Source organism: Pseudomonas algeriensis (assembly GCF_048847255.1).
Classification (GTDB): domain Bacteria; phylum Pseudomonadota; class Gammaproteobacteria; order Pseudomonadales; family Pseudomonadaceae; genus Aquipseudomonas.
The window spans coordinates 136,441-163,329 of the sequence record NZ_JBKKRK010000011.1 but is presented as its reverse complement, the minus strand read 5'-3'; the positions used below and the strand labels follow the sequence as shown (position 1 = coordinate 163,329).

Genomic DNA, 26,889 nt, shown 5'->3' with positions numbered 1-26,889 from the left:
GAGCAAGCTCGCTTGTATGTTTAGACTTGAAGGGGTGGGCAGGACTAAAAGCTCGATTCCGACTCTAGCCAGTACGGACCGTGGGAGACTTCTCGTCCCGCCCTTTCTACCTAAAGCGCCGATAAGGAATTCATCGGTAAAACCGACGATAGAAGCAAGCCAGCGCTACGGTAGACCCCGACAAGCATCTAAACCCTAGCTCCGAGGATTCGACATGACAATCCTTACCTCTCCAGCGGTTATCGGTATTGATGTCGCCAAGGCTGAAATTGTCGCTTATCGCGAGGATCTGAAAAGCATTCAAATCGTCGATAACAATCGTGAAGCCCTTGTCCGCTGGCTCAAAATGTTGCCAGCGCAAAGCTTGATTGCCTTGGAAGCCACCAGCTTTTATCACCTGGATACGGCTGAACTGGCCCATGGGATGGGGCACAGGGTTTATGTTGTGGATGCCTATCGTGTGGCCCATTACCGTGAAAGCATTGGGCAGCGGGCAAAAACCGACCCTTGTGATGCACGTTTGCTGGCGCGTTATCTGACGAATGAACAGCAACGGCTACGTGCCTGGACACCACCTCCCGATGCCTACAAAGTGCTAAGAAGCCTGCTACGCAAGCGTGCAGAACTGATCAAAGCTCGCGTCAGCCTCATGCTGAGCTGGTCGGGCGAACCGCTTCTGAAAGATATCCTGACCCAGCAACTGGACGCCTTCAAGCAAAGCGATCGGGCCATTCAGAAATTATTGCGTGAAGCCAGCCAAGGGGCGGGAATTACTGAGAATATCAACCGCTGCAAAGCCATTGAGGGTGTGGGCGAACTGACGGCAACAAGCCTGGCGACCGCATTCATGCGAGGTGACTTCGCCAGCGGCGATGCGTTCATTGCCTTTTTAGGGATGGACCTGAGGCCAAAGGACTCCGGAAAAAAACACAGTCCCAGACACCTGAGCAAGAAAGGAGATGGCGAGCTGCGACGCTTGGCACACACCGCAGCAATGGCGGCTTGCCGGTCTCCAGTCTGGAAGCCTTACTACGAGTCCTGCTTGGCAAGAGGTTTCGCCAGAACCCAAGCGTTGGTGAGCCTCGCCCGTAAATTGTGTCGGGTGGCATTCGCCCTGATGAAAAACCAGAGCGAATATCGCCCTAATTCTATGCTGCAGGGTTCCCCTGCAACATAGAATCTCCCACATGGGTTTCGCTGTGAACACATAACTGCTGAACACCCCAGCTCCCTGTGGGAGCGAGCTTGCTCGCGATGGCATCACCCCGGTTCCAATGCTCTGCCCACCCAACCCGCATCACTGCTCTATGCTCAAGCAACTCTCAAAGGAATGAACCATGCGCGTACTCGTCACCAACCCCCAGGACGATTTCAGGGTCAAGGCCTACGCAGGCACCAACGGTGTGCTGCTCGCCATGGACCTCGCCGAGCCACGGCGCAAGGGGCTGTTGGGCTTCGCCATCGAGAAGCAGCACGGTGACAAGCCGTGGCTGTTCCTGTTCAACAGTCTGACCTTCCCCGACAAGGCCCACACCTTCCCGCAGTTCCATGCCACGCCCAGCGACAAGGCGCCGTTGCAGAAATTTCGCTGGGCCGATTACGCGGTCAACCCGGGCACGACGATCCATTACCGCGTGCACCTGGCCTACGGCAGTCCCGATGCGCCGCAGTTGGGCGAGGCCCTTGAGTTGACCGTCACCAGCGATGACGGCCAGCCTGCCAACCAGAGCGTCATCTTCAATCGCGCGGTGGCCGCCAGCCAGGCGTTCCAGCGCAAGTTTCCGGAACTGGACAGCCTGATCAGCGCCAATCGGAGCCTGTCCATTGAAGACTGGCCGGATGCGCCGCGTCGCTGGCTGGAAAACGGTTTGCTGGGGCGCCTGGTCGGCTTCATCGACCGGGCCCTGGATGCAAGCTGGGCGTTGGACGTGGCCATTTATGAATACGAACTGCCGGTGATCGTCGAGGCGGTCAACGCGGCCCATGCGCGCGGCGCTCGGGTGAGGGTGCTTTACCATGCCCAGCCGGAGGACGACGCGACGATCAGCAACGAAGCCAGCCTGCAAAAACTGCCGGCGGCGAACAAGCGTGGTCGAGTCACCCATGGCATTTTCCACGACAAGTTCATCGTCCTGAGCAAAATCGCCCGGCATGGAGTGCCGACGCCCGAGGCCGTATTGTGTGGCAGCACCAACTTCACCGCCAACGGCGTCTATCGCCAGGCCAACGTCATCCATGTGCTGGACGATCCACGCATCAGTGACAGTTATCGCCAGGTTTTCGAGCAGATCTGGGCCAACCCCGGGGACGTCGACGCCACCCGCGATTGGCTGACGCTCAGCAATCCCATGGACGGCGACGAAAAACTCTTCGCCGGTTTTTCGCCCCGCAACGGCAAGGGCGATCTCGATCGCTTTGTCGAGATCATCGCGGCCGCGCGCAAGGACCTGCTGTTCGTCACCGCATTCGTCTTGCCCGAGCGGATTCTCGATGCCTTGCTCGGCCAGCCGAACGACGACGTGTTGCGCTACGGCCTGCAAAACACCACCAGCCGCATCACCGGTTTCCATGCCGACCGCACCGCCGAATTCGCCGCCACCGCGCTGCTCAATACCGGCCTGGAGGGTTGGCTGCGGGAAAACATGAAAGGCCAGAAGGGCAACCTGCTGGTCCACACCAAGGCCGTGGTCACCGACTTCACCAGTGATTCGCCGACCATCATCAGCGGCAGCCACAACCTGAGCGCCGCCGCCAGCGCCAGCAACGACGAGAATTATCTGATCATCCAGGGCGACACCGACCTGGCCGACCGCTACGGGCTGGAACTGCTGCGCTTCTATGAGCACTACCGGTTTCGCTATTTCGCAAAAAAGCTCGCCCTCAAGCAGGTCCGGCCCCTGGCGCCGGACGACAGCTGGAGCGATGACTATTACCGCGAGGGCGATCTGCGGATGTTGTCCAGGATCAGGTTTTGCGGCCGTTGAGGCGGCCGTCGAAAACGTTTCCACGTTGTGCTGCCAATCGCTGCGCCACGGCGCAGATCCTGCCGTAAACCGCTCGGCAAAACGTCGCCTGGCGCACCATAACTGCCCCCAAACCCTCAGAAACACGGGCGCAGCGCCCGTGTCTGGAGCATCCCGCAAAGTCTGCTGAGCGGGCCCCGCAAAACGGTGGTTTGTACCAAGCGGCGACTATTTTTAACGGTTTTTCCACGGTCTCATGGTGTTGTAATGAAAACGTGATGCAGCGTTGCCGCGAGCCTCACGAATGGCGTCAATGTTTGCTTCGTCATGCCTTCAACAACAAATCCAGGACCGCACTCATGAGCTTTCTTCGACCCAAGTACATCACCTTCGACTGCTACGGCACGTTGACCAACTTCCAGATGGGCAACATGACGCGCGAGCTGTTCGCCGACCGTGTCGATGCCGGGCAGATGGACCAATTCGTCAAGGACTTCGCCGCTTATCGCCTGGACCAGGTGATGGGTGACTGGCGGCCTTATGATGAGATCATCAAGACCTCCCTGATGCGGGTCTGCAAGCGTTGGAACGTCGAATACCGCGGCGAAGGCCAGCTCTATTACGACGCCGTGCCAACCTGGGGCCCCCACGCCGATGTGCCGGCGGGCCTGTCGAAGATCGCCGACAAGATCCCCCTGGTGATTTTCTCAAACGCGATGGACGAGCAGATCATGTCCAACGTCGACAAGCTCGGCGCGCCTTTCCATAAAGTGTTCACTGCCCAGCAGGCCCAGGCCTACAAGCCGCGGCTGGCCGCGTTCGAATACATGCTCGATAACCTCGGCTGCGGGCCGGAGGATGTGCTGCATGTGTCGTCGAGCTTCCGTTACGACCTGATGCCGGCCAATGACATGAAGATCAAGCACAAGGCCTTCGTTGCTCGTGGTCATGAGCAACCGGGCAACTCGATCTACAACTACCACCAGATCCCCGATATCGGCGGGCTGCCTGGACTGGTCGGGCTCTGAAACCGAGCGAACGCTTCAAGGCGAAAGGGGTTTAGACATGGGCAGTGAGTCTTATTGGCTCGATACCGCACCGGCCTTCACCGGTGCCCAGGTCGGCGGGTTGCCCGACCAGGTCGACGTCGCCATCGTCGGTGGCGGTTTCACCGGTCTGGCGGCGGCTCGGGCCCTGGCCTTGAAGGGCGCCCGGGTGGCGGTGCTGGAGGCGGGAAGGGTGAACGGGCAGGCGTCCGGGCGCAATGGCGGGCAGTGCAACACCGGCGTCGCCCAGGACTATGCGGCATTGTCAGCAAGCCTGGGCGCCGATAAGGCCCGCGCTTATTACCTGGCCTACGAAAGCGCCGTGCAGAGCGTCGTTTCGTTGGTCGAGCAGGAAGGGATTGCCTGCGACCTGACGCGTCACGGCAAGCTCAAGCTGGCCGCCAAGCCGATGCACTACGAAGGGTTGGCGCGCACCTGTGAACTGATCCGCAAGGAGGTCGATGCCGAGGTTCAATTGTTGTCGGCGAAGGAGGTTCGCGCCGAGGTCAATTCGGACCAGTTCCACGGCGGCCTGCTGCAGCGCAATGGCGTACAGATGCATGTCGGGCGCTTTGGTGTCGGCCTGGCCGAGGCGGCCGCCCGTCATGGCGCGTTGATTTTCCAGGGCGTCGAGGTGAAGGACTGGAAGACCCGCGGCAGCGGCTATCAGGTCAACACGAACAAAGGCGTGCTGCATGCCTCGCAAATTCTGCTGGCCACCGGTGCGTGCCAGCAAGGCGGGCTGGGTTGGTATCGGCGACGCATCGTCCCGGTGGGCAGTTTCGTGGTCGCCACCGAGGTACTGCCACAGGCGCTGATCGACAGTTTGCTGCCGGCCCGTCGCTCCTACGTCACCAGTCGCATGATCGGCAATTACTTTCGCCTGACCCCGGACAACCGCTTGCTGTTTGGCGGCCGTGCGCGGTTTGCCATGTCCAACAGTGTGTCCGATGCCAAGAGCGGCAAGGTGCTGCAAGCGGCGATGGTGCAGATGTTCCCGCAGTTGGCCGACGTGAAAATCGACTATTGCTGGGGCGGACTGGTGGACATGACCTCTGACCGCTTGCCCCGCGCCGGCCAGCATGGCGGCATCTACCACTCCATGGGCTACAGCGGCCACGGCGTGCAGATGTCGGTGCACATGGGCCAGGTCATGGCCGACGTCATGGCCGGCAAGGTCGAGGCCAACCCTTGGCGCGAGCTCGACTGGCCGGCGATTCCCGGGCACTTCGGCAAGCCCTGGTTCCTGCCGTTTGTAGGCGCGTATTACCGCCTGCAGGACTACCTACACTGATTCATAAGGCGTTGTTTGGCGTTTCAACCGTTGCGACGACCGTGCGCAACCGAGCCCCTATCACTTGCGGAAGGTAGAACTGACATGACTGACAATAAGAACAGCATCGACGGCCAGTTGATTACGGGCGAAGAAAGTCTGCGGGTTTTCGAAGGGCTCAATCGCGGCATGTCGCGCCGCCACGCCTTGCAAATGCTCGGGCTGGCCGGGGTCGCCGCGGCCGGGGCCGGCAGCCTGTTCGGCGCCGCCGGCAAGTTGTGGGCCGATGACACCACGAGCCCAGGCAAGGGCAAGCCCGGCGGACGTATCCGAGTGGCGGGCATCACCAGTTCCACCGCCGATACCCTGGATCCGGCCAAGGGCTCGTCGTCCACCGACTACGTGCGCCACTACATGTTCTACAACGGCCTGACCCGTTTCGACAGCCACATGGTGCCGCAACTGGAGCTGGCCGAACGCATCGATACCACCGATGCGACGCTGTGGGTGATTACCCTGCGCAAGGAAGTCACCTTCCACAACGGTAAAGGGCTGACAGCGGCGGACGTGGTGTTTTCCCTGCTGCGGCACAAGGATCCGGTCACCGGTTCGAAGGTCCTGCCGCTGGCCTCGCAATTCGAGGAGGTCAAGGCCAATGGTACCCACGAGGTGCAGATCCGCTTGAGCGGCCCGAATGCCGAACTGCCGTCGATTCTGGCCGTGTCCCACATGCTGATCGTGCCCGAGGGCACCACGGATTTCAGCCAGGGGGTCGGCACCGGTCCGTTCAAGGTCAAGGAGTTCAAGCCGGGAGTACGCTCGATCGGCGCCCGCAACACCAATTATTGGAAGCCCGGCTTGCCCTACCTGGACGAGATCGAGTTCATTGGCATCGGCGACGAGCCGTCGCGGGTCAACGCGCTGCTGTCGGGCGATGTGCAGATCATCAACGAGGTCAACCCGCGCTCGACGACCCGCATCAAGGACAGCGCAGGCCACCGTGTCGTCGATTCGCCCTCGGGCAACTACACGGACCTGATCATTCGTCAGGACCAGATGCCAGGCCAGAGCCCGGATTTCACCCAGGCGATGAAACTGTTGCTGGACCGCGAGCAGGTCAAGTCGGCGATTTTCCGTGGCTTCGCCAGGGTCGGCAACGATCATCCGATTGCGCCGGGCGCGCGCTTCTTCAACGCCGACCTGCCGCAACGCACCTATGACCCGGAAAAGGCGCGTTTCCTGCTGAAGAAAGCCGGCATGGAAAACATCAGCATGCCGGTGATGTGCTCGCCGGCCGCCACCGGTTCGGTGGACGTCGCCGTGCTCTTGCAGCAGTCGGCGAAGGAGGCCGGGCTCAAGCTCAACGTCAATCGGCTGCCGAGCGACGGCTACTGGTCCAACCACTGGGCCAAGCACCCGCTGAGCTTCGGCAACATCAACCCACGGCCGAACGCCGACATGCTGTTCTCGCAGTTTTTCCAGTCCTCGGCGCCGTGGAACGAGTCCGGATGGAAAAACCCGCAATTCGACCAACTGCTGGTGCAGGCCCGTGGCGAAACCGACGAGGCCAAGCGCGGCAAGATGTACGCCGACATGCAGACGCTGGTGCATGAGCACAGTGGCATCGGCATCCCGGTGTTCATCAGCAACATCGATGGCGTCGACCAACGCGTCAAGGGCTACGGCACCAATCCGCTGGGTGGCTTCATGGGCTACATGTTCTGCGAGCAAGTCTGGCTGGACGCTTGATGAGCGTGGTCTGGCTCCGTGACATGGCAGGAGGATCGGGTGATGAATAGCAACACATTGTGGTTGATCGGCCGGCGCCTCGGCGCCGCGATCGTGACCCTGCTGATCGTCTCGATGGTGGTGTTCGCCATCACGGCGGTATTGCCGGGAGACGCGGCGCAACAGTCCCTTGGACAGTTCGCGACGCCTGAACAAGTGGCGGCCCTGCGGGTGAAGATGGGCCTCGACCAGCCAGGCGCATTGCGCTACCTGCACTGGCTGACCAGCCTGCTCAGCGGCGACCTCGGCGTATCGATTTCCAATGCCGTGCCGGTCAGCGAGCTGATGGCCGGACGAGTGCCCAACACCTTGATGCTCGCGGCCGCCACGGCGCTGGTGTCGGTGCCGGTGGCACTGATCCTCGGAATCGGCTCGGCGATGGGCCGAGGGGGGCGCATCGACAGCGTCCTGAGTTTCTTCACGCTGACGATGGTGGCGGTGCCGGAGTTCCTGGTGGCGACGCTGGCGGTGTTGATCTTCGCGGTCAACCTGGGCTGGCTGTCGGCGCTGTCCTACTCCAGCGAAATCACCTCACCGCTGCAATTCATGCGCACCTATGCCTTGCCGGTCATGACGCTGTGCTGCGTGATCGTTGCGCAGATGGCGCGCATGACCCGGGCGGCGGTGATCGATCAGCTCGACAGCCCCTATGTTGAGATGGCTCGCCTCAAAGGCGTGAGTCCGGTGCGGGTGGTCTTGCGCCACGCCTTGCCCAATGCCATCGGGCCGATCGCCAATGCCATCGCCTTGAGCTTGTCCTACCTGCTGGGTGGCGTGGTGATCGTCGAGACGATCTTCAACTATCCCGGCATCGCCAGCCTCATGGTCGATGCCGTGACGAACCGCGACATGGCATTGGTCCAGGCCTGCACGATGCTGTTTTGCACGGCGTACCTGATGCTGGTGTTGATTGCCGACCTGTGCGCAATCCTGTCCAACCCGAGGCTGAGAAACCAATGAACAATCTCATTGCGAAGTCCCCGCCTGCTGCGCCCGAACTGGCCTATGGCAAGGTTTCCAACGGCGCCTCCTGGCTCGGCCTGCTCGGCGCCGCCATGTGCGTCATCTGGTTGCTGGTGGCCATTTTCGGACCCTGGCTGGCGCCGCACCCGGTGGGCGAAGTGGTGTCCGACAACGTCTTCGACAGCTTCAGCGCGGCGTACCCGTTGGGCACCGACTACCTGGGCCGCGACATGCTCAGCCGGATCATGGTGGGCGCAAGGTTCACCGTCGGCCTGGCCTTGGTCGCGGCGGTCCTGGCGAGCGGCTTGGGAACCACTTGCGCGCTGTTGTCAGTGGTCTCGCCGAAGTGGCTGGACGAGCTGATCAGCCGCCTGATGGACGCCTTCATTTCGATCCCGAGCAAGATGCTTGCGTTGATCATGGTTTCGGCCTTCGGCTCCTCGGTGACCTTGTTGATCTGCACGGCGGTGCTGAGCTTCACGCCGGGCGCATTCCGGATCGCCCGCAGCATGGCCGTGAATATCGAGGCTTTGGAGTACGTGCAGGTGGCCCGTACCCGTGGCGAGCGCAGGTTGTACATCGCTTGTGTGGAGATCCTGCCGAACATGCTCAACCCGGTGCTGGCCGACTTGGGGTTGCGCTTTGGCTTTATCGTGCTGCTGCTCAGTGGCATGAGCTTTCTCGGCCTGGGCGTGCAGCCGCCGGACGCGGACCTGGGTTCCCTGGTGCGCGAGAACATCGGCGGTCTCAACCAGGGCGCGCCAGCCATCGTGATTCCGGCCCTGGCCATTGGCACCCTGACGATCGGCGTGAATCTGTTTATCGATCGCCTGTCTTCGCGGCGCAATCGACGCACGGGAGGTCATTGAAATGAGCGAATTGATTCGAGTCGAAAACCTGCGGGTAGTCGCCTGTGGCGAACGCGGCGAGGTGGAGATCGTCAAGGGCGTCAGTTTTTCTCTGGCAAAAGGCGAAGTGCTCGCATTGATCGGCGAGTCCGGTTCCGGCAAGACCACCATTGCCCTGGCGCTTCTGGGTTATGCCCGACGCGGCTGTCGCCTGGCCGGTGGCGTGGTGCGCATCGGCGAGCACGACATGCTGGCCTTGAGCGAAGGCGAGCTGCAAGGCTTGCGCGGCAATCGCGTCTCGTACATTGCCCAAAGCGCCGCGGCGGCATTCAACCCAGCGAAAAAGCTCATCGACCAGGTGGTCGAGGGCGCGCTGATCCATGGCCTGGGCAGCCGGGCGGTGCTCGAAGCCAAGGCCATCGAACTGTTCCGTGACCTGGCGTTGCCGAACCCCGAGCGCATCGGTCAGCGGTATCCCCATCAAGTCTCCGGCGGGCAATTGCAACGGGTCATGGCGGCAATGGCGCTGATCAGCGATCCGCTGCTGGTGGTGCTCGATGAGCCCACCACCGCCCTGGATGTGACGACCCAGATCGATGTGCTGCGCGCTTTCAAACGCGTGGTGCGCGAGCGGGGCGCGACGGCGGTGTACGTGTCCCATGACTTGGCTGTCGTCGCGCAGATGGCCGACCAGATCGTAGTACTCAACGGCGGCGAGATATTCGAGCAGAGCGCGACCGCGCCGTTGCTCAAGGGGCCCGCCCATGCCTATACCCGAAGCCTGCTGGCGGCGGCGCGTCCGGACACAACGATCCGTCCGCCCTGCGGCCTCGCGGAGGACGCTCCGCTGTTGACCATCCGGGGGCTGACCGCCGGCTACGGCAACAAGAACCCGCAAGGCATGCCGGCGATTCGCGTGCTGGAGGACATCGACCTCACCGTGCGCCGGGGCCAGGCCATCGGCGTGATCGGTGAGTCCGGTTCAGGTAAATCGACCTTGGCCCGGGTGGTGGCGGGGTTGCTGCCTCCGGCCCTTGGCGGGTTGACCTTCGACGGCCAGCCATTGGGCGGCAGCTTGCAGGAACGCACTGCTGACCAGTTCCGCCGCATCCAGATGGTTTTCCAGAACGCCGACACCGCCCTTAACCCCATGCATAGCATCAGCGCCATCCTGAGCCGGCCGTTGAAGATGTATTTCGGCCTCAAGGGCGCGGCCCTGCGCGAGCGCATCGGCGAGTTGCTCGACCTCGTCCGTTTGCCCCGGGACTTGGCCGAGCGCCGTCCGAGCGAGCTGTCCGGCGGTCAGAAACAGCGGGTCAACCTGGCCCGGGCGCTGGCGGCCAAGCCGGACCTGATCCTCTGCGATGAAGTGACGTCGGCCCTCGATACCGTGGTCGGCGCGGCGATCCTTGAACTGCTGCGCGACCTGCGCCAACAACTGGGCGTGTCGTACCTGTTCATCAGCCACGACATCTCCACCGTGCGAGCGCTGTGCGACGACATCGTGGTGATGTACAGCGGCCACAAGGTCCAGTCGGGGTCTCGGCAATCGTTCGCCCAGGCACCGTTTCATCCCTACACGGACCTGCTGATCCATTCGGTGCCAGAGCTGCGCCAGGGCTGGCTGGAAACCTGCGGCGCGACGACTTGCGGTACGTTGCCGGCGTTGGGGCCAACGGCCAATGAACCGGATCTGTGCACATTCCTCGGTCGCTGCCCGGTACGGGTCGATGGGGTGTGCAACCATATCGCGCCACCCCGGCGCATCATCGATGGCGGCAGCGAGGTGCTCTGTCACCACGACAGCGGCGAACTGCTGAAAAGCCAGCGGGATTCAAACAGCATGATCGTGGGAGCCTACGCATGAACGCGCGTTTCGTGAGGTTGGCCGAACAGGGTCGACCCGTCGTCAATCTGAAGGTCGATGGCGTGCCCATCACGGCGTTGCAGGGCGATACGTTGATGGTCGCCTTGCTGACCCATGGCCCAGCGTTGCGCCAGTCGGAATTCGATCCCGGCAGCCGCGCCGGCTTTTGCCTGATGGGCGCCTGCCAGGATTGCTGGGTCTGGACCCGCAGCGGCGAACGCTTGCGCGCCTGCTCCAACGAAGTCCGCGAAGGGCTGGATATCATCACCACGCAACCGGAGGCGATATGGCCACTGCGCGGATAGTCATCGTCGGCGCCGGACCAGCCGGCGTACGCTGTGCCCAGACGTTGGTCGCGGCGGGGTTCAGGCCGATCCTGATCGACGAGAACCGTCGCGACGGCGGGCAGATCTACCGGCGCCAGCCCGAAGGGTTCACCCGAGACTACGGGACGCTGTACGGCACCGAAGCGGCCAAGGCCCGTGATTTGCACGAAAGCTTCGATCGCCTGCGCCCCAACCTCGACTATCGTCCGGATACGCTGGCGTGGAACCTGACGCCGGGTCAATTGAGCTGCGTCAGCCAGGGTCGCCACACGACAGTGGATTTTGACGCACTGATCCTCTGTACCGGTGCCACCGACCGCTTGATGCCCGTCGAGGGCTGGCAGTTGGGCGGCACCTACAGCCTCGGTGGGGCGCAGATTGCCTTGAAGGCTCAGGCGGTGTCCATTGGGCACCGGGTGGTGTTCATGGGCAGCGGGCCGTTGCTGTACCTGGTGGCCAGCCAATACGTGAAGGCTGGCGCCCAGGTCGCGGCGGTGCTGGACACCTCGCCATTGGTCAAGCGCATCCTGGCCTTGCCCAAGCTCATGGCGCGTCCTGGCCTGCTGTTCACGGGCATGAAACTGCTGGCGCAGCTGTACCGGGCGAAGGTTGCGGTACACCTGGGTATTTCGCCGCTGCAAGTGCTCGGCGAAGCGACCGCCGGAGTGAGCGGCGTTCGGGTACGTCGCGCAGACGGCCAGGAACTGACGGTGGATTGCGACGCGGTGGCGTTGGGGTATCACCTGCGTCCCGAAACCCAGCTGGCCGACCTGGCGGGCTGCCGCCTGCGCTTCGACGAGGCTTCCGGGCAATGGCTGCTGGACACCGACGAAGAAGGCCGGACGTCGGTCAGTGGCATCTATGCGGCGGGGGACGGCTCGCGAATCCGGGGTGCCGACGGCGCCGAGCATGCCGGGCGGCTGGTGGCCATGGCGCTACTGGGTGACTTGCAGCAACCGGTGGATGCGGCCCGATTGGCCGAACAGCGCGGGGCGTTGAAGGTGATGGACGAGTTCCGCCTCGGCCTCGCCCAGGCGTTTCCCTGGCCGGCCGCGCAAGCCAAGGCCTTGCCGGACGAAGCCATCGTCTGCCGCTGCGAAATGATCAGCGCCGGTGAGCTGCGGCGTACCGTCAGCGAGAAGGGGGCCTGTGAAGTCAATCGGGCCAAGGCTTTCAGCCGGGTCGGCATGGGTCGCTGCCAGGGTCGCTATTGCTCCCAGGCCGGGGCGGAGGTGATTGCCGCGGCGGCGGGCGTGCCGGTGCAAGAAGTCGGACGCCAGCGAGGACAGGCACCGGTCAAACCGCTTTCCATGCTGACTCAGGAGGTCACGCCATGACCGTTGAAAAGGCCGATGTACTGATCGTCGGTGGTGGTTTCATGGGCGCGGCGTCGGCGTTTTTCCTGCGCCAGCGGGGCCGGTCGGTGATCCTGCTGGAGCGCGACCAGATTGGCCAATATGCCAGCGGCGTCAATTTTGGCAACGTGCGACGCCAGGGCCGTTTTCTCGGGCAGCTGGAATTGGCGAACCGTTCCTGGGCGCTGTGGAAACGCCTGCCGGAACTGATCGGCGAGGACCTGGAATTCATTCCCAGCGGACACATGCGCGTGTGTTACCGGGAAGAGCAAATCGAGGAGCTGCAAGCCTACGCCGATGCCCCCGAAGCCCGGCAACTGGAACTGCAGATCTATCGGGGCAGTGAACTGCACGGGCGCTTTCCGTTCCTGGGCAAGGACGTCAAGGGCGGCTCGTACGCCCCCCATGACGGTCACGCCAACCCGCGTCTCGCGGCACCGGCATTTGCCCGCGCGGCGCGGCGCCTCGGTGCCCGCATCGAAGAACGCACGGAAGTGGCCGAGGTGCACAAGGCCAATGGCGAATTCAGCGTCACCACGACCGATGGCCGCCAGTTCCGCGCCTCCCAGTTGCTGATCACAGCCGGTGCCTGGGGGCAAAAACTTTCCGGGCAGTTCGGTGAGCCGGTGCCGCTGGCACCCAACGGTCCGCAAATGGCCGTCACCGAGCCGGTGCCCTATGCCTTGCCGACGGTGATCGGGGTGTACACGAAGATTCCCGAAGAAGTGATCTACTTCCGGCAGATTCCACGGGGCAACATCATCATCGGCGGTGGCTACCGTTGCGAGCCGGACATGCTCAACCGCCGCGCCCATGTCGAACCGCGCAGCCTGCTCAACCAACTGGACCAGATGCGGCGCCTGGTGCCGGGCATTGGCAACCTCAACATCATCCGCGTGTGGAGCGGTATCGAAGGCTACCTGCCCGATAACCTGCCGGTGATGGGCGCCAGCGGCAACGTCGACGGCCTGTACTACGCCTTCGGCTTCAGCGGCCATGGTTTCCAACTCGGTCCGGGCGTCGGCGACGTCATGGCCGAGCTGATCAGCACCGGCACCACCAGCACGTCGATCGAACCGTTCTCCATCCGCCGGTTCACCCCGTCCGAACAACGGAGCAAAGCCTCATGAAACCTCGCGTCCTGGCTATTTTCGAGCGCCTGTTGGCGTTCGAAACGGTTTCCTCGGAATCGAACATGACGCTGATCGAATACGTCCGCGATGTGTTGGCGGGCAAAGGCATCGAATCGCTGATCGTCAAGGACGAGAGCGGCAAGAAAGCCAACCTGTTCGCCAGCACCGGCCCCCGTGAGGTGCCAGGGGTCCTGCTATCTGGCCATACCGACGTGGTGCCGGCGGCGGGGCAGGCCTGGACCGTTCCGGCATTCCAGGCGACGGTGCGCGATGGCCGGGTCTACGGGCGCGGTAGCTGTGACATGAAAGGCTTCATCGCCCTGGCGATCGACGCCATGCTCGACGCGGCCGACCAGCTGTTGAGCCGGCCGCTGCAATTGGCGCTTTCCCATGATGAAGAAATCGGCTGCGTAGGCGTTCGCCGCCTGCTCGACGTGCTGCACCTGGCCCCGGTGCGGCCGTTCCTGTGCGTGATCGGTGAGCCGACCAACATGCAATTCGTGTTGGGCCACAAGGGCAAGGGCTCCTACCGCACCTACTGCCGAGGCCTGGAAGCGCACTCATCCCTGGCCCCGCGCTCGGTCAACGCCATCCACGTGGCGTGCGACTTCATCGCGGCGTTGCGCCAGAGTCAACGGCAGTTGCAGGAGCAGGGCGCCCAGGACAGCGACTATGACGTGCCCTACAGCACGGTGCATGTCGGGCAGATCGTCGGCGGCAAGGCACTCAATATCGTGCCGAACCTGTGTACGCTGGACTTCGAAGTGCGCAACCTGCCGGCCGACAATCTGGATCGGTTTCTGGAGCAACTGCACGAGCACGCCGAAGTGATCGTCCGCGAGGCGAAAAAGCTCTCGAACGTAGCGGACATCCAGATCGAGACGCTGAATGTCTATCCGGGGCTTGATACGCATCCGAGCGTCGAAGCGGTGCGGTTTCTCAAGCATTTCGCTGAGCCGGATACGGGGACTGCGAAGGTCTCTTTCGGCACCGAGGGTGGGTTGTTCAAGCAGCGGCTGGACGTGCCGGTGGTGGTGTGTGGGCCGGGCTCCATCGAACAGGCGCATAAGCCGGATGAGTTTATCGAGGTGGCTCAGATGGAGGCGGGGGAGCGGTTCCTGGCTGGGTTGCTTGGGGCTTTGAAGGTTTAAACCGCGTCCACCGCAAGGCCCCCAGATTTAGCCGCGCCAAAGAAACCTGTGGGAGCGAGCTTGCTCGCGATGGGCCCAGCACATCCGACTCACTCATGGGCTTATACGCCGCCTTCGCGAGCAAGCCCGTTCCCACGCACCAAGCAAGAACAAAGCAGTCGCGGTCCTATCGGTATAGCCTGCCGCTTCACCCCAAAACTTCAGCATCCAACACCGCCCAACCTCCGCTTTCAGCATCCTGCGCCGCGGCACCTCCTTAGACTGGAACTACCTCGGAACAGGACGCGACCATGCTCACTCAACTTCTGAAAGACCCCAGCCTGCTGGCGGAACTGGCTTATATCGACGGGCAGTGGGTGGGGGCCGACGATGGCGCCACCCTCGACGTCATCAACCCGGCCACCGGCCAAACGCTCGCCCGCGTCCCCGCGATGCAAGGCAGCGAAACCCGACGCGCCATCGAGGCAGCGGACGCGGCCTGGGCGGCATGGCGCGCGCGTCCGGCGGCGGAGCGGGCGGCGATGTTGGAGCGCTGGTATCAAGCCATGATGGACAACCTCGAAGACCTCGCGCTGATCATGACCCATGAACAGGGCAAGCCACTGAACGAAGCCAGGGGCGAGATTCGCTACGGCGCCGGCTTCGTCAAATGGTTCGCCGAAGAGGCCCGTCGGGTCTATGGCGAGACCATTCCGGCCCCCAGCGGCGACCGTCGCCTGCTCACCCTGAAGCAACCGGTCGGCGTCTGCGCCGCCATCACACCGTGGAACTTCCCCAACGCGATGATCACCCGCAAGTGCGCTCCGGCGCTGGCGGCGGGGTGCCCGGTGATCGTCAAGCCGTCGGACCTGACACCGTTGTCCGCCCTGGCGCTCGCCGTGCTGGCCGAGCGGGTCGGGATTCCGGCCGGGGTCTTCAATGTGGTCACGGGCATGCCCGCTGGCATCGGCGAAGAGCTGACCGGCAACCCGACGGTGCGCAAGATTTCCTTCACCGGCTCGACGGCGGTCGGCCGCCTGTTGATGCGCCAGAGCGCCGAGCACATCAAGCGCCTGAGCTTGGAACTCGGTGGCAATGCGCCGTTCATCGTGTTCGACGATGCTGATTTGGAACAGGCCGTGGCCGGCATCATGCAAAGCAAGTTTCGCAACGCCGGCCAGACCTGCGTCTGCGCCAACCGCATCCTGGTGCAGGAAGGTATCTACGAACGTTTTGCCGAGCGGCTGGTGCAGGAAGTGCGCAAGCTGAAGATCGGCGATGGGCTCGAAGCCGACGTGATGATCGGCCCATTGATCAATCCTGCTGCGGTGAGCAAGGTCGCCCGGCATATCGACGATGCGCTGAGCCAGGGCGCGCGCCTGCTGTGTGGCGGCATTCCTCAAGGCGACAGCCAGTTCGTCGAGCCGACGGTGCTGGGCGACGCCCACGCCGGGATGTTGCTTGCCAATGAAGAAACCTTCGGCCCGGTTGCACCGCTGATGCGCTTTTCGACGGAGGACGAGGCACTGGCCTTGGCCAATGCCACGCCTTATGGCCTGGGTGCCTATTTCTTTACCCAGGACCTGCGGCGCTCGTGGCATTTCGGCGAGGCGTTGGAGTTCGGGATGATCGGGCTCAACACCGGGATCATCTCCATGGAGGTGGCGCCTTTCGGTGGCATCAAGCAGTCCGGCCTGGGGCGCGAAGGCAGCAAGTACGGCCTGGATGAATACCTTGAAGTGAAAGCTTTCCATATCGGTGGGCTGTGATGCGGCCTTCGTTTGAACAGACAACCGGGAGTCAGGACTGATGAGTAAACCCTTTAGAATCGCCGCGATTGCCGGCGATGGCATTGGCAAGGAAGTATTGCCCGAAGGCCTGCGAGTATTGGAGCAGGCCGCCAGGCAATGGCAGTTGGACCTGGACATCCAAGTGTTCGATTGGGCTCACTGCGATTATTACCTGGAGCACGGGCAGATGATGCCCGTCGACTGGTTCGAGCAACTCAAGGGCTTCGACGCGATCTACTTCGGCGCCGTGGGATGGCCGGACAAGGTCCCGGACCACATTTCCCTGTGGGGCTCGTTGCTCAAGTTCCGCCGCGATTTCGACCAGTACGTGAACATCCGCCCGGTACGGCTGTTCCCGGGCGTGCCCTGTCCGCTGGCCGGACGGGAGGCGGGGGATATCGATTTCGTGGTAATCCGCGAAAACACCGAGGGTGAATATTCCTCGGTCGGCGGCAAGATGTTCGAAGGCACCGAGCATGAATTCGTCCTGCAGGAATCGGTGTTCACTCGCCGAGGCGTCGACCGGATTCTCAAGTTCGCCTTCGACCTGGCCCAATCCCGACCGCGCAAGCGCCTGACGGCCGCGACCAAGTCCAACGGGATTTCCATCAGCATGCCGTACTGGGACGAACGCACGGCCTTGATGGCCGAGCAATACCCCGAGGTGACATGGGACAAACAGCACATCGACATCCTGTGCGCCCGTTTCGTCCTGCAACCAGACCGCTTCGATGTCGTGGTCGCCTCGAACCTGTTCGGCGACATCCTTTCCGACCTCGGCCCCGCCTGCGCCGGCACTATCGGCATCGCGCCGTCGGCGAACCTGGATCCGCAGCGGCGCTTTCCCTCGCTGTTCGAACCGGTGCACGGCTCGGCGCCGGATATCTATGGGCAAAACATTGCCAACCCGATCGCGATGATCTGGTCGGCAGCGTTGATGCTGGATTTCCTTGGCAACGGCGATGAGCGTTATCGCGCGGCCCATGACGGGATCCTGCGGGCCATCGAGCAGGTGATCGCACACGGGCCGATAACCCCGGACCTGGGCGGACAAGCCTCGACCCAGGACGTCGGCAAGGCTATCGCCGCGGGGCTTTGAGGGCCTGGCGCACTATCGCAAGCCCATGTGGTCGTAACCTTCAACGCATCCATGCCTGAACGTCACGACCCATGGAGACCCAATGAATCAGGACGTCCCGAACACCGATACCAATCGCCGCCAATTGCTGCAAATCATCGCCGGATTGTCTGACGGCGTGATACTGGTCGAGGTCGACCAGACCATTGCCTGGGCCAATGAAGCCGCCCTGACCATGCACGGCGTCACGGAGCTCGGCGAGTTGGGCGCCAATGCCAAGCAATACGCCAAGCGTTTCCACCTGCGCTATCGCAATAACCATTCGTTGCCCGAAGACAATTACCCCATCGCCCGCGTCGCTCGTGGCGATGAATTCAGCGATGTGCTGGTGGAAGTCACGCCAGACGCCGACCCGGATCGGACCTGGGTTCACCGCATCCGCAGCATGGTCCTGAGTGACCGTGCCGGCGAGCCGGAATATCTGGTGCTGATTCTCAGCGATGCCACTGAATGGGCCAGCGCTGAGCAACGGTTCGAGAGAACCTTTGGCGCCAATCCGGCGCCTGCGGTGATCTGCCGCCTCAGCGACCTGCGCTATATCAAGGTCAACGCGGGCTTCCTGGAAATGACCGGCTACAGCCGCGAGCAGGTGATCGGCCGTTCGGTGTATGAGTTGGATGTGCTCGAAGCGGCCGAGAAGCGTGACCTGGCCATCGAGCGCCTGGGCCAGGGTGCGACCATTCCGCAGATGCAGGCCGAAATGCGTTTGCCGGACGGTAGCAGCAAGCAAGTGATCGTCGCCGGCCAGCCCCTGGACCTGCACGATGAAGACTGCATGCTGTTTTCCTTCATGGACATGGAGCCCCGGCGCAAGGCCGAGACGGCGCTGCGCCAAAGCGAGGAGCGCTTTGCCAAGTCATTCCGCCTGTCGCCGGTGCCAACGCTGATCTGTAGCGCTGAGCAGCAATTGCTGGAAATCAACGAAGCCTTCCTCCAGGCGACCGGTTATGCCAGCGAAGAGTTGTTGGGCAAGACCGTCGAGGAAATCGGTTTTCTCGACAAGGACGCAGGCGCGACGCTTTTTGCGCGGTTGGAAAAGACCGCCACTGTGTCCGGCGTCGACATCAAGGTTCACAGGAAAGGGGGCGAACAGATCGACTGCGAAGTGGCGGCCGACACTGTGGTCATCCAGGACAAACCCTGCTATTTGCTGGTGCTGATGAACATTACCGAACGCAAGCGTTCGGAGTTGGAACTGGTGGCGGCCATCGAGGAAGTGATGAAGGACGCCTCGTGGTTCAGTCGGACCTTGATCGAAAAACTCGCCAATGTGAAAAGTATCAACGCGCAAAGCCCCACGACATCGTTCACCGAGCTGACGGCCCGGGAACGCGATGTGCTTGGCCTGATCTGCGAGGGCCTGGCTGACAAGGAAATCGCCGCGCGGCTCAAGCTCGCGCCAAACACCGTGCGCAATCACGTGGCTACGCTATATTCCAAACTGGACGTGCATAGCCGCAGCGAAGCGATTGTCTGGGCGCGGGAGCGGGGGTTGTACGCAAATGAATGGCGGATGAAGGCACCATAGTAGCCAGTGCATATGCACCTGCCGTGCTAGTGCAAATTCGGGTTCTTCGCGGGCGCCTCCTTCCTTAGGCTGAGAGGGTGCGGCATAGCTGTTGATGTCGCGTCCCCCACGAAACAGTCAAGGAATACGCCACAATGCGCAACAAGCCCTTCAAGTGCGAGATCGACAGGAAGTCTGCGGGAGCCAGGAGTCCGGGTGTGTCCACCGGTCATTTGCGACTTCGAAGCTGAGGTGCAAACGATGACCCATCTTGCTCCGCTTCGCGCCCGCCTCGAAAAAAGTTTTGCTCCGCTGTCCTGCGCATGCAACCTCAATGGCGATGGCACGCTGACTATTCGTCTGTATCACCAGGAAAGCGGCGAGGTCGACCTGGTGGTGAGCGGCATGAGCGTCGAGAGCATCCGCTCTGAAGAGGGCCTGGAGAAGCTGATTGACGAGCTGCGCTACGAACTGCAGAACACGCCGTTGCACCGCAGTGATCCTGCCTGATTTCCTGGTCCGGTAAGACGCGCTCCCTCGCCACGGGCCAACGAATCAGAGCAATGTCGCCCGGCAATCGAGCACCAGCCGGGCGCCGCCCGACTCACTGCGATCCACTTCCAGGGTAAATCCGTGCAAATTGACAATCGCCGCGACAATGGACAGGCCAAGGCCGAATCCGCCGTGCTGGCTGCTGCCCTCGGCGCGGTAGAAACGGCGAAACACCGCCTTGCGCTCTGCCTCCGGGATGCCAGGGCCGGAGTCGAGCACTTCGATGCGGGTGCTGTCGCCCTGGTCGACGCCGCGCAGGATCACCTCACCGCCCGGTGGGGTGAATTTGATGGAATTGCTCAGCAGGTTCGACACGGCCTCGAACAGCAACGCCCGGTCGCCGTTGAGCAGGGGCAGGCTGGCGGGCACCTCCAGCTTGAAAACCAGCTCGCGCTCTTCGGCGAGGGGCAGGTAGAAATCGTGCAGTTCTTGCAATAACTGCAAGGGATCGAGGCGCATGAAGCCGGAGCGACGCTGCTGGTCCTCCAACTCCGATATCCGCAACAGCCCGCGAAACCGCGCCATCAGCGTATCCGTCTCGGCGATCACCTGATCCATCTGCAAGGCTTCGGGCGAGCCGTCCGCCGCTTCCTGCTGGATGCGATAGAGCTGGGCCCGCAGGCGGGTCAGTGGCGTGCGCAAGTCATGGGCGATGTTGTCGCAGACGCCCTTGACCTCGTTCATCAGCCGTTCGATGCGGTCGAGCATGGCATTGACGATGGCCGCCAGCATGTCCAGTTCATCGCGGCGGCTCGACAGCGGCAGGCGATGGGTCAGGTCACCGGCGACGATGGCTTCGGCGCTGGCTTGCAGCTTGCGAATCCGCCGCAACGGCCGGCGCCGCAGCAGGTGCCAGCCGAAGATGCCCGGCAGGATCGTCAGCGATACGCCCCAGAACAGCGCGTGTGAAATGATGCGTGTCACGGCGAATAACGAGCCGTTGTCCCGCGCCAGTACCAGCCAGCGACCATCCTGGGTCCGGGTCGCTATCGCGTCGCAACTGTCGGACGGCACGCCCGGGTCGTCGGAATCGACGCAACCGCCGAGCATATGGATCTTGCCATCGAGCGGCAGATCGGCGGGGATGCGTTGGATCGGTCCGCTCAGATGGCGCAACTGCGGATCGAACAGGCCGTAGGCGTCGACGCCGCGTTCGTCCAACGTCAGGCTGGCCATCAGCGCGTCCTCCAGCTGGTCGCCGTGGATGCGCGCGAACAGGTGCTGGCGTTGCATCAGGGAATGTTTGGCTAGGCTGTCGAGGTAGCCAAACACTTCGTAATACATCACCCCCATCAGGATGGCGCTCCAGATCACGAACAGCGCGCTGTAGAGCGCCAGCAGGCGGCTGCTGGAGGATCGCCAGCCCTTAGCGGGGTTCAGCAATGACATAGCCGGACCCTCGTACCGTGCGAATCAGCGGTTCCAGGCCCGGCGGGTCGATTTTCTTGCGCAGGCGACCGATGTGGACGTCGATCAGGTTGGTGCCGGGGTCGAAGTGATACCCCCAGACCTCTTCGAAAATCATCATGCGCGACAGGATCTGGCCGCTGTTGCGCATCAGGAATTCCAGCAGTTTGTATTCGGTGGGCAAGAGGCTGAGCAGTTGCCCGTTGCGGCTGGCTTCGCGGCTGATCAGGTTCAGCTCCAGGTCCGCCACCCGCAGCGCGGTCTCGGGTTCACGGGCACCGTTGTTGCGGCGCAGCAACACCTCGACCCGGGCGGCCATTTCATCGGTGGCGAACGGCTTGGTCAGGTAATCGTCGCCACCGGCGCGCAGGCCGCGGACGCGTTCGTCGACATCGGACAGGGCGCTGATCATCAGAATCGGCGTGGCCACGCCCATGGTCCGTAGCGTGGTGACAATCACCAGGCCGTCCAGTTCGGGGAGCATGCGGTCGAGGGTGATCAGGTCGTAGTCACCGCTGACCGCGCGCTCCAAGCCTTCGCGGCCATTGTCGACCCAGTCGACGTCCAGGCCGTTGCGGGTCAGTTCGGCGACAATTTCCCGAGCGGTCACGGCGTCGTCTTCGATGGTCAGGATGCGGTTCATGGTCAGTACCGGGTGAGTAATTGGAGCGACTGCGCAGCATTCTGCCAAAGAATACCTGTCGGCTTTCTGAAAAAAAGTTCATGGGCGCGGACGTGCGCATTGATTGGCCTGGATCAACACTTCGTCACAAATAATCCCTAACATCATTGCGCCGCGCACCAGCATGCTGCGCCTGTTGCCCTGTTTTGGCGCGCAGTCGCCTATGGGCATCGCCGCAAGGCGGGTGGTGGCGTGCCGCAAGGAGCCAAGACCGACTGAACCTTCAAGGAAGAGCTGCATGATGCAACCTCAAGACCTCATACACCGACAATACGATATCCAGCCGCTCGAGGCTGACATGACCGTGCTCCTGGACGGACAGGCTGTCAATGCCGCCCAGGGCGAAACCGTGCTTACCGTGATCCAGGCCCTGGGTCGCCGGCAGGTGGCCCGCAACGACCACGACCAGATCAGTGGCGCCTATTGCGGCATGGGGGTTTGCCACTGCTGCCTGGTCAAGATCGATGGTCGCCATAAGCGCCGCGCCTGCCAGACTCTCGTGCGCCCCGGCATGCAGATCGAGACCCGGGCCAACCGCATTGCTGAAACGGAGGCGCCATGAACCTCGATCCGGTCATCGTAGGCGGCGGGCCGGCGGGCATGGCGGCGGCTACCGAGCTGGCCTCCCACGGGGTGCGCTGCACCTTGCTCGAAGAGGCGCCGCGCCTCGGTGGCGTGGTGTATCGCGGCCCCTTGCGCGATGGCGTATGCCTGGATTACCTGGGGGCCCGCTACAGCGAAGCGTTGGAGAAGCTCCACGGGGACTTCCAGCGCCACGCCGACCTGATCGACGTGCAATTGGGCAGCCGTGTCATCGGGGCGGAGGGATTCCGGGCGCTGACCCTGCTCGATGCGCACGAGCGCTTGCGGTCGGTTGCCTATTCGCAGTTGATCCTGGCAGCGGGGTGCCATGAACGCAGCGTACCGTTCCCTGGCTGGACCCTCCCGGGCGTGATGATGCTTGGCGGCTTGCAGCTGCAGATCAAGAGCGGCGTGGTCAAGCCGCCGAGCCCGGTGGTGATCGCCGGGACGGGCCCGTTATTGCCATTGGTGGCCTGTCAGCTTCACGCCTCGGGCGTCACCGTGGCGGGTGTCTATGAGGCGTGTGCGTTCGGCAGGATCGCCAAGGAAAGCCTAGCGCTGCTGAACAAGCCGCAACTGTTCCTCGACGGCCTGGGCATGCTCGCGTACCTCAAGCGCCATCGCATCCCCGTGCGCTATGGCTGGGGCGTGGTGCGTGCCGAAGGCGAGGGCGAGTTGAGCGCCGTGACCGTAGCGCCGTACTCCGTAAATTGGGAACCGGACCTTGCGCGCGCCGAACAGGTGCCGGCCCAGACGTTGGCCGTCGGCTACGGATTTATCCCGCGCACCCAGCTGAGCCAGCAGATGGGCCTGGAACATGGCTTCAGCGACGACGGCTATCTGCGTGCCGAGTCCGATGCCTGGCAACGGGGCAGCGAGGCGCATGTCCATCTGGCGGGCGACATGGGCGGGATTCGCGGGGGAGAAGCAGCCATGCTGAGCGGGCGCATCGCGGCGCTGTCGGTGCTGGTGCAACGCAATGTCCTGGATGAGGCGGCAGCCCTCGGGCGTCGCGAGCGGTACCAGGCACAACTGGACCGCATCATTCGTTTTCGCGCCGCGGTCGATCGCTACACCCAGCGTGGGGCGGGCCAAACGGCGCTGCCTGCCGCCGACACGGTGATCTGCCGCTGCGAACATGCCACCCGCGCAGACATCGACCGGGCCCTGGCGCAGGGCGTGCAAGACATGGCCAGCCTGAAGATGCGCACCCGCGTGAGCATGGGCGACTGCCAGGGGCGCATGTGCGTCGGTTATTGCAGCGACCGGTTGCGCGAGGCCACCGGGCGCGCTGATGTAGGGTGGCTGCGGCCACGTTTCCCCATAGATCCTGTTCCTTTTTCAGCGTTCCAGTACCTCGGCACGGAGGCCGTTTCCCATGATTAGGCATTACGATGTTGTGATTGCCGGTGGCGGCGTGATCGGCGCCTCCTGCGCTTACCAGCTGTCCAAGCGCAACCATCTGAAGATCGCCCTGATCGACGCCAAGCGTCCAGGCAACGCCACCCGCGCCTCGGCGGGTGGCCTCTGGGCCATTGGCGAATCGGTGGGCCTGGGTTGCGGGGTGATTTTCTTCAGGATGATGTCAGCCAATCGCAAGCGCCAGACCCAGGGCGCCGCCGTGGCGGTGGATGCCAGCACGCCGCACATCCTGCCCGACTCGTTTTTCGAATTCGCCTTGCAGTCCAACGCGATGTACCCGCAATTGCACCGGGAACTGTTCGATCGTCATGGCATGGATTTCAAGTTCGAACGGACCGGGCTCAAGTTCGTGATCTACGACGATGAAGATCGGTTGTATGCCGAGCATATCGTCGCCTGCATTCCTCATCTGGCCGATCAGGTGCGCTGGCTCGACCAGGCGGCATTGCGCGAGGCCGAGCCGAACGTCAGCCACGAGGCCCGGGGTGCCCTGGAATTCCTGTGCGACCATCAGGTCAGCCCATTCCGCCTGGCAGACGCCTACACCGAGGGCGCGCGGCAGAACGGTGTCGACCTGTTCTTCAACACCAACGTGACTGACGTGTTGCGAAGCGGGACGCGGGTCACCGGCGTGAAGACCGCCGAGGCCGGTACATTCACTTGCCAGACCTTGATCAACGCCGCCGGCGCCTGGGCGGCGGACCTGAGCGAGCAGGCAACGGGCGTGCGGATCCCGGTCAAGCCAGTCAAGGGCCAGATCCTCTTGACCGAGCGCATGCCCAAAATCCTCAATGGCTGCCTGACCACCAGCGACTGCTATGTGGCGCAGAAAGACAACGGCGAAATCCTCATCGGCAGCACCACGGAGGACAAAGGGTTCGACGTGACCACCACCTACCCGGAGATCGAAGGGCTGGTACAGGGTGCCGTGCGCTGTATCCCGCAACTGGTCGATATCAACCTGAAGCGCACCTGGGCCGGCCTGCGTCCAGGCTCACCCGATGAGCTACCGATCCTGGGGCCGATGCGCGGTGTCGAGGGCTACCTCAACGCCTGCGGGCACTTTCGCACCGGTATCCTGACCTCGGCCATCACCGGCGTGCTGCTGGACAAACTGGTGAACCAGGAGCCGCTGCCACTGGACATCACGCCATTCCTGGCCGACCGCTTCGAGGTAGCGCCGACTCCAGAGCCTAGAAAAATGGAACCGGCCTGAACCCTGTGGGAGCGAGCTTGCTCGCTCCCACAAAGGCATGTATCCAGCCGTCATTCCACCGGCGTGCTGACAAAGGCTTCCAACCCTTCGGCATAGGCGGTGAATGCGCTGATCTGCGGGAAGGACTTGCCCTGTACTTGATCCGCCACCAAAAGGTTGGTGAAGGTCCACGCCACGGCGACGGTGATGCCGGCCTGATCGATGGAACCATCGGTGGGCAGCGGTTGTTTTGCCAGGGCTTGCTCCAGCTCACCGTAGGCGGCCAGCAACTGGCCCGAAATTCGTGACAGCCACGGAGCATGTTGGATATCCGCCGGTCGCAGGGTGCGTTCGTAATAGATCTGCACCGACTTTTCGCACGCCGCCAGCGCCAGCCCGACCAATTGCAAGGAGCGCAATCGTTGGGCTGGATCGGACGGCATCAGGCTGTTCGCCGGGCCGGCCAGTGCCTCCAGGTAATCGATGATCAAGGTGGAATCCATCAACACCGAGGCATCATCCATCACCAGCGTGGGGGCCTTGACCACCGGGTTGATGCTCTGGAAATGCTCGAATTGCCGGAACACCGACACCGATTCGTGTTCTAGGGCAATCCCTAGGCATTTGGCGGAAATGGCGACGCGTCGCACGTAGGGCGAGTCCAACATGCCGATCAGTTTCATGGCTTCTCCTTCAGCGGTTTGGCAGGTCGGGTATCAATCCTCGAAGCCGACCTGTTCATGGATTTCATCGACTTTGAGTTCGAGGCGGTAGGCCACGGCGATGAACAACGCCTGGCACAGGCACAACGTGGCGCTCAACGAGCGGAACGCGAAGGAGCTGCCTTCGTTGACCAGCAACACCGCGTTGGCCCGCTTGGCCAGCGGCGACAAGTTGCTGTCGGTGATGATCAGTGTCTTCGCCTGGTGATGCTGGGCAATGCGCAGGCAGTGCTGGGTTTCCTTGCCGTAGGGCGTAAAGCTGATGGCAATCACCAGGTCGTTGGCCCGCACGCTGCGCATCTGCTCGCGGTAACTGCCGCCCAGGCCGGAAACCAGATGAATGCGCTTGTTGGTGTGCTGCAGGTTGTAGACCAGGTAATCGGCCACCGCGAATGAGCGCCGCACGCCAACGACATAGATGTTGTCGGCGTTGACCACCAGGTCCACGGCTTTTTCGAACGCCTCGTCTTCGAGTTCCAACCCCAGGCGTTCGATGCCCGACAGGGTCGCGTTGACGCATTCCCGGGCCAGGTCGCCGGCACTGGCCTTCTGGGACTTGTTGGCGATCATGCTGCGAATGCGTTGCTGGTAGTTCTGTACCGGCGTGGTCTTGTGGGTGTATGCCTCGCGGAACAAAGCCTGCATTTCGCTGAACCCGCTGAAGCCGAAACGCTGGGAAAAGCGCACGATGGCCGAGGGATGCACTTCACATTCGCGCGCAATGTCGCTGATGCGATCCACCATGATCCGGTCGCTTTGCTGGCTCATGTAGCTGGCGATGCGCTTGAGTTGGCGCGGCAGGCCCTCGTATTCCTCGGTGATCAGTTGCAACAGCCGCTCGGCATTGATCGGTGGGCTGGGGAGGGCGGCTTCGGACGCGCTCTCGGACGGCGCCGGCAGATCGGGGCGGGTCATAGGAAATCCTTCTGGCTTGTTCTTATAGGACGCCCCTGAAAAACGGGCCGATCCTCGACAATAGGTTGGCTGGTCGCAGTCTACAGCGTAGGCGGGAGGAAAATCATGGGTGAACGAAGTTGTGGCGCCTGCTGAAACGATGCACCGCGTCTGGCCCGGTTGAGCAATAGCATATTGGAAAAAATATTCCACGATAAAAATATATGGAAAAAATATTGATTCTTGGCGCTTGCTCGTTTTAGTCTGCATCCACCAAAGCGTTGGCGTCGGTTCCGACGTCAAGCG

24 protein-coding genes are annotated in these 26,889 nt (G+C 62.6%); 19 read left to right on the top strand and 5 right to left on the bottom strand.

Going from position 1 to position 26,889, the window contains the following annotated elements:
• Window positions 1-214: 214 nt before the first annotated feature.
• From ACLK1G_RS17870 to ACLK1G_RS17795, 16 genes are all read left to right on the top strand, one after another.
• Window positions 215-1,177, top strand: coding sequence for an IS110 family transposase (locus ACLK1G_RS17870; protein WP_420766129.1), 963 nt, complete (start codon window positions 215-217; stop codon window positions 1,175-1,177).
• Between the two features lie 160 nt (window positions 1,178-1,337).
• Complete coding sequence (locus ACLK1G_RS17865) at window positions 1,338-2,984, top strand: phospholipase D-like domain-containing protein (protein WP_420766631.1); 1,647 nt, start codon at window positions 1,338-1,340, stop codon at window positions 2,982-2,984.
• Window positions 2,985-3,322: 338 nt separating this feature from the next.
• Window positions 3,323-3,991, top strand: coding sequence for a haloacid dehalogenase type II (locus ACLK1G_RS17860; protein ID WP_420766630.1), 669 nt, complete (start codon window positions 3,323-3,325; stop codon window positions 3,989-3,991).
• Between the two features lie 37 nt (window positions 3,992-4,028).
• Window positions 4,029-5,303, top strand: coding sequence for an NAD(P)/FAD-dependent oxidoreductase (locus ACLK1G_RS17855; protein ID WP_420766629.1), 1,275 nt, complete (start codon window positions 4,029-4,031; stop codon window positions 5,301-5,303).
• Between the two features lie 84 nt (window positions 5,304-5,387).
• Complete coding sequence (locus ACLK1G_RS17850; protein WP_420766628.1) at window positions 5,388-7,031, top strand: ABC transporter substrate-binding protein; 1,644 nt, start codon at window positions 5,388-5,390, stop codon at window positions 7,029-7,031.
• A 42-nt stretch (window positions 7,032-7,073) separates the two neighbouring features.
• A complete protein-coding gene (locus ACLK1G_RS17845) occupies window positions 7,074-8,030 on the top strand; it encodes an ABC transporter permease (RefSeq protein ID WP_420766627.1) in 957 nt (318 codons plus the stop codon).
• Window positions 8,027-8,902 carry an ABC transporter permease gene (locus tag ACLK1G_RS17840; RefSeq protein WP_420766626.1) on the top strand — a complete coding sequence of 292 codons (876 nt, stop codon included), beginning with the start codon at window positions 8,027-8,029 and terminating at the stop codon, window positions 8,900-8,902. The genes ACLK1G_RS17845 and ACLK1G_RS17840 overlap by 4 nt, the downstream gene beginning before the upstream one ends.
• A 1-nt stretch (window position 8,903) precedes the next feature.
• Window positions 8,904-10,748 carry an ABC transporter ATP-binding protein gene (locus tag ACLK1G_RS17835; protein WP_420766625.1) on the top strand — a complete coding sequence of 615 codons (1,845 nt, stop codon included), beginning with the start codon at window positions 8,904-8,906 and terminating at the stop codon, window positions 10,746-10,748.
• Entirely contained in the window at window positions 10,745-11,053 is a 309-nt protein-coding gene (locus ACLK1G_RS17830; protein ID WP_420766624.1) for a (2Fe-2S)-binding protein, read from the top strand. The genes ACLK1G_RS17835 and ACLK1G_RS17830 overlap by 4 nt, the downstream gene beginning before the upstream one ends.
• Window positions 11,035-12,411 (top strand): FAD/NAD(P)-dependent oxidoreductase, encoded by a 1,377-nt coding sequence (locus ACLK1G_RS17825; RefSeq protein ID WP_420766623.1) that lies wholly within the window; start codon window positions 11,035-11,037, stop codon window positions 12,409-12,411. The genes ACLK1G_RS17830 and ACLK1G_RS17825 overlap by 19 nt, the downstream gene beginning before the upstream one ends.
• A complete protein-coding gene (locus tag ACLK1G_RS17820) occupies window positions 12,408-13,559 on the top strand; it encodes an NAD(P)/FAD-dependent oxidoreductase (RefSeq protein WP_420766622.1) in 1,152 nt (383 codons plus the stop codon). The genes ACLK1G_RS17825 and ACLK1G_RS17820 overlap by 4 nt, the downstream gene beginning before the upstream one ends.
• Window positions 13,556-14,713: an acetylornithine deacetylase gene (argE, locus tag ACLK1G_RS17815; RefSeq protein ID WP_420766621.1), complete on the top strand. Its 1,158-nt coding sequence runs from the start codon at window positions 13,556-13,558 to the stop codon at window positions 14,711-14,713. The genes ACLK1G_RS17820 and argE overlap by 4 nt, the downstream gene beginning before the upstream one ends.
• A gap of 290 nt (window positions 14,714-15,003) precedes the next feature.
• Window positions 15,004-16,461: an NAD-dependent succinate-semialdehyde dehydrogenase gene (locus ACLK1G_RS17810; protein ID WP_420766620.1), complete on the top strand. Its 1,458-nt coding sequence runs from the start codon at window positions 15,004-15,006 to the stop codon at window positions 16,459-16,461.
• Window positions 16,462-16,501: 40 nt separating this feature from the next.
• Window positions 16,502-17,581, top strand: a complete 1,080-nt coding sequence (locus ACLK1G_RS17805; protein WP_420766619.1) for a tartrate dehydrogenase — start codon at window positions 16,502-16,504, stop codon at window positions 17,579-17,581.
• Window positions 17,582-17,663: 82 nt separating this feature from the next.
• Window positions 17,664-19,148, top strand: a complete 1,485-nt coding sequence (locus ACLK1G_RS17800) for a PAS domain S-box protein (RefSeq protein ID WP_420766618.1) — start codon at window positions 17,664-17,666, stop codon at window positions 19,146-19,148.
• A gap of 240 nt (window positions 19,149-19,388) precedes the next feature.
• Complete coding sequence (locus ACLK1G_RS17795; RefSeq protein WP_420766617.1) at window positions 19,389-19,637, top strand: DUF1652 domain-containing protein; 249 nt, start codon at window positions 19,389-19,391, stop codon at window positions 19,635-19,637.
• A gap of 45 nt (window positions 19,638-19,682) precedes the next feature.
• Here the strand turns inward: ACLK1G_RS17795 and ACLK1G_RS17790 are convergent, their stop codons facing one another.
• The 3 genes from ACLK1G_RS17790 to ACLK1G_RS17780 all read right to left on the bottom strand — a co-directional run bounded on the left by ACLK1G_RS17790 (window position 19,683) and on the right by ACLK1G_RS17780 (window position 22,008).
• Entirely contained in the window at window positions 19,683-21,068 is a 1,386-nt protein-coding gene (locus ACLK1G_RS17790; RefSeq protein ID WP_420766616.1) for a sensor histidine kinase, read from the bottom strand.
• A complete protein-coding gene (locus ACLK1G_RS17785) occupies window positions 21,046-21,729 on the bottom strand; it encodes a response regulator transcription factor (RefSeq protein ID WP_047230191.1) in 684 nt (227 codons plus the stop codon). Before ACLK1G_RS17785 ends, ACLK1G_RS17790 begins: the two co-directional genes overlap by 23 nt.
• A 78-nt stretch (window positions 21,730-21,807) precedes the next feature.
• Window positions 21,808-22,008: a hypothetical protein gene (locus ACLK1G_RS17780; protein WP_420766615.1), complete on the bottom strand. Its 201-nt coding sequence runs from the start codon at window positions 22,006-22,008 to the stop codon at window positions 21,808-21,810.
• 1 nt (window position 22,009) lies between these two features.
• Here ACLK1G_RS17780 and hcnA point away from each other — a divergent pair, with 1 nt between their 5' ends.
• Genes hcnA through hcnC form a run of 3 tightly spaced genes read left to right on the top strand, consistent with a single transcriptional unit; the run spans window position 22,010 to window position 24,988 of the window.
• Window positions 22,010-22,330, top strand: a complete 321-nt coding sequence (hcnA, locus tag ACLK1G_RS17775) for a cyanide-forming glycine dehydrogenase subunit HcnA (RefSeq protein WP_420766636.1) — start codon at window positions 22,010-22,012, stop codon at window positions 22,328-22,330.
• Complete coding sequence (gene hcnB / locus ACLK1G_RS17770; RefSeq protein WP_420766614.1) at window positions 22,327-23,736, top strand: cyanide-forming glycine dehydrogenase subunit HcnB; 1,410 nt, start codon at window positions 22,327-22,329, stop codon at window positions 23,734-23,736. Before hcnA ends, hcnB begins: the two co-directional genes overlap by 4 nt.
• The gene (gene hcnC, locus ACLK1G_RS17765) at window positions 23,729-24,988 is read left to right on the top strand and encodes a cyanide-forming glycine dehydrogenase subunit HcnC (RefSeq protein WP_420766613.1); all 1,260 of its coding nucleotides are present in this window, start codon (window positions 23,729-23,731) and stop codon (window positions 24,986-24,988) included. Before hcnB ends, hcnC begins: the two co-directional genes overlap by 8 nt.
• Window positions 24,989-25,038: 50 nt before the next feature.
• Here the strand turns inward: hcnC and ACLK1G_RS17760 are convergent, their stop codons facing one another.
• Together ACLK1G_RS17760 and ACLK1G_RS17755 are read right to left on the bottom strand one after the other, a co-directional pair.
• Complete coding sequence (locus ACLK1G_RS17760; protein WP_420766612.1) at window positions 25,039-25,650, bottom strand: glutathione S-transferase; 612 nt, start codon at window positions 25,648-25,650, stop codon at window positions 25,039-25,041.
• A 33-nt stretch (window positions 25,651-25,683) separates the two neighbouring features.
• The gene (locus ACLK1G_RS17755) at window positions 25,684-26,604 is read right to left on the bottom strand and encodes a MurR/RpiR family transcriptional regulator (RefSeq protein WP_420766611.1); all 921 of its coding nucleotides are present in this window, start codon (window positions 26,602-26,604) and stop codon (window positions 25,684-25,686) included.
• Window positions 26,605-26,889: the final 285 nt, after the last annotated feature.

Bases quoted from the DNA above. Each gene is read 5' to 3' on its own strand.
- ACLK1G_RS17870 (WP_420766129.1), top strand. From the start codon at position 215: ATGACAATCCTTACCTCTCCAGCGGTTATCGGTATTGATGTCGCCAAG.
- ACLK1G_RS17865 (WP_420766631.1), top strand. From the start codon at position 1,338: ATGCGCGTACTCGTCACCAACCCCCAGGACGATTTCAGGGTCAAGGCC.
- ACLK1G_RS17860 (WP_420766630.1), top strand. From the start codon at position 3,323: ATGAGCTTTCTTCGACCCAAGTACATCACCTTCGACTGCTACGGCACG.
- ACLK1G_RS17855 (WP_420766629.1), top strand. From the start codon at position 4,029: ATGGGCAGTGAGTCTTATTGGCTCGATACCGCACCGGCCTTCACCGGT.
- ACLK1G_RS17850 (WP_420766628.1), top strand. From the start codon at position 5,388: ATGACTGACAATAAGAACAGCATCGACGGCCAGTTGATTACGGGCGAA.
- ACLK1G_RS17845 (WP_420766627.1), top strand. From the start codon at position 7,074: ATGAATAGCAACACATTGTGGTTGATCGGCCGGCGCCTCGGCGCCGCG.
- ACLK1G_RS17840 (WP_420766626.1), top strand. From the start codon at position 8,027: ATGAACAATCTCATTGCGAAGTCCCCGCCTGCTGCGCCCGAACTGGCC.
- ACLK1G_RS17835 (WP_420766625.1), top strand. From the start codon at position 8,904: ATGAGCGAATTGATTCGAGTCGAAAACCTGCGGGTAGTCGCCTGTGGC.
- ACLK1G_RS17830 (WP_420766624.1), top strand. From the start codon at position 10,745: ATGAACGCGCGTTTCGTGAGGTTGGCCGAACAGGGTCGACCCGTCGTC.
- ACLK1G_RS17825 (WP_420766623.1), top strand. From the start codon at position 11,035: ATGGCCACTGCGCGGATAGTCATCGTCGGCGCCGGACCAGCCGGCGTA.
- ACLK1G_RS17820 (WP_420766622.1), top strand. From the start codon at position 12,408: ATGACCGTTGAAAAGGCCGATGTACTGATCGTCGGTGGTGGTTTCATG.
- argE (WP_420766621.1), top strand. From the start codon at position 13,556: ATGAAACCTCGCGTCCTGGCTATTTTCGAGCGCCTGTTGGCGTTCGAA.
- ACLK1G_RS17810 (WP_420766620.1), top strand. From the start codon at position 15,004: ATGCTCACTCAACTTCTGAAAGACCCCAGCCTGCTGGCGGAACTGGCT.
- ACLK1G_RS17805 (WP_420766619.1), top strand. From the start codon at position 16,502: ATGAGTAAACCCTTTAGAATCGCCGCGATTGCCGGCGATGGCATTGGC.
- ACLK1G_RS17800 (WP_420766618.1), top strand. From the start codon at position 17,664: ATGAATCAGGACGTCCCGAACACCGATACCAATCGCCGCCAATTGCTG.
- ACLK1G_RS17795 (WP_420766617.1), top strand. From the start codon at position 19,389: ATGACCCATCTTGCTCCGCTTCGCGCCCGCCTCGAAAAAAGTTTTGCT.
- ACLK1G_RS17790 (WP_420766616.1), bottom strand. From the start codon at position 21,068: ATGTCATTGCTGAACCCCGCTAAGGGCTGGCGATCCTCCAGCAGCCGC.
- ACLK1G_RS17785 (WP_047230191.1), bottom strand. From the start codon at position 21,729: ATGAACCGCATCCTGACCATCGAAGACGACGCCGTGACCGCTCGGGAA.
- ACLK1G_RS17780 (WP_420766615.1), bottom strand. From the start codon at position 22,008: ATGCAGCTCTTCCTTGAAGGTTCAGTCGGTCTTGGCTCCTTGCGGCAC.
- hcnA (WP_420766636.1), top strand. From the start codon at position 22,010: ATGCAACCTCAAGACCTCATACACCGACAATACGATATCCAGCCGCTC.
- hcnB (WP_420766614.1), top strand. From the start codon at position 22,327: ATGAACCTCGATCCGGTCATCGTAGGCGGCGGGCCGGCGGGCATGGCG.
- hcnC (WP_420766613.1), top strand. From the start codon at position 23,729: ATGATTAGGCATTACGATGTTGTGATTGCCGGTGGCGGCGTGATCGGC.
- ACLK1G_RS17760 (WP_420766612.1), bottom strand. From the start codon at position 25,650: ATGAAACTGATCGGCATGTTGGACTCGCCCTACGTGCGACGCGTCGCC.
- ACLK1G_RS17755 (WP_420766611.1), bottom strand. From the start codon at position 26,604: ATGACCCGCCCCGATCTGCCGGCGCCGTCCGAGAGCGCGTCCGAAGCC.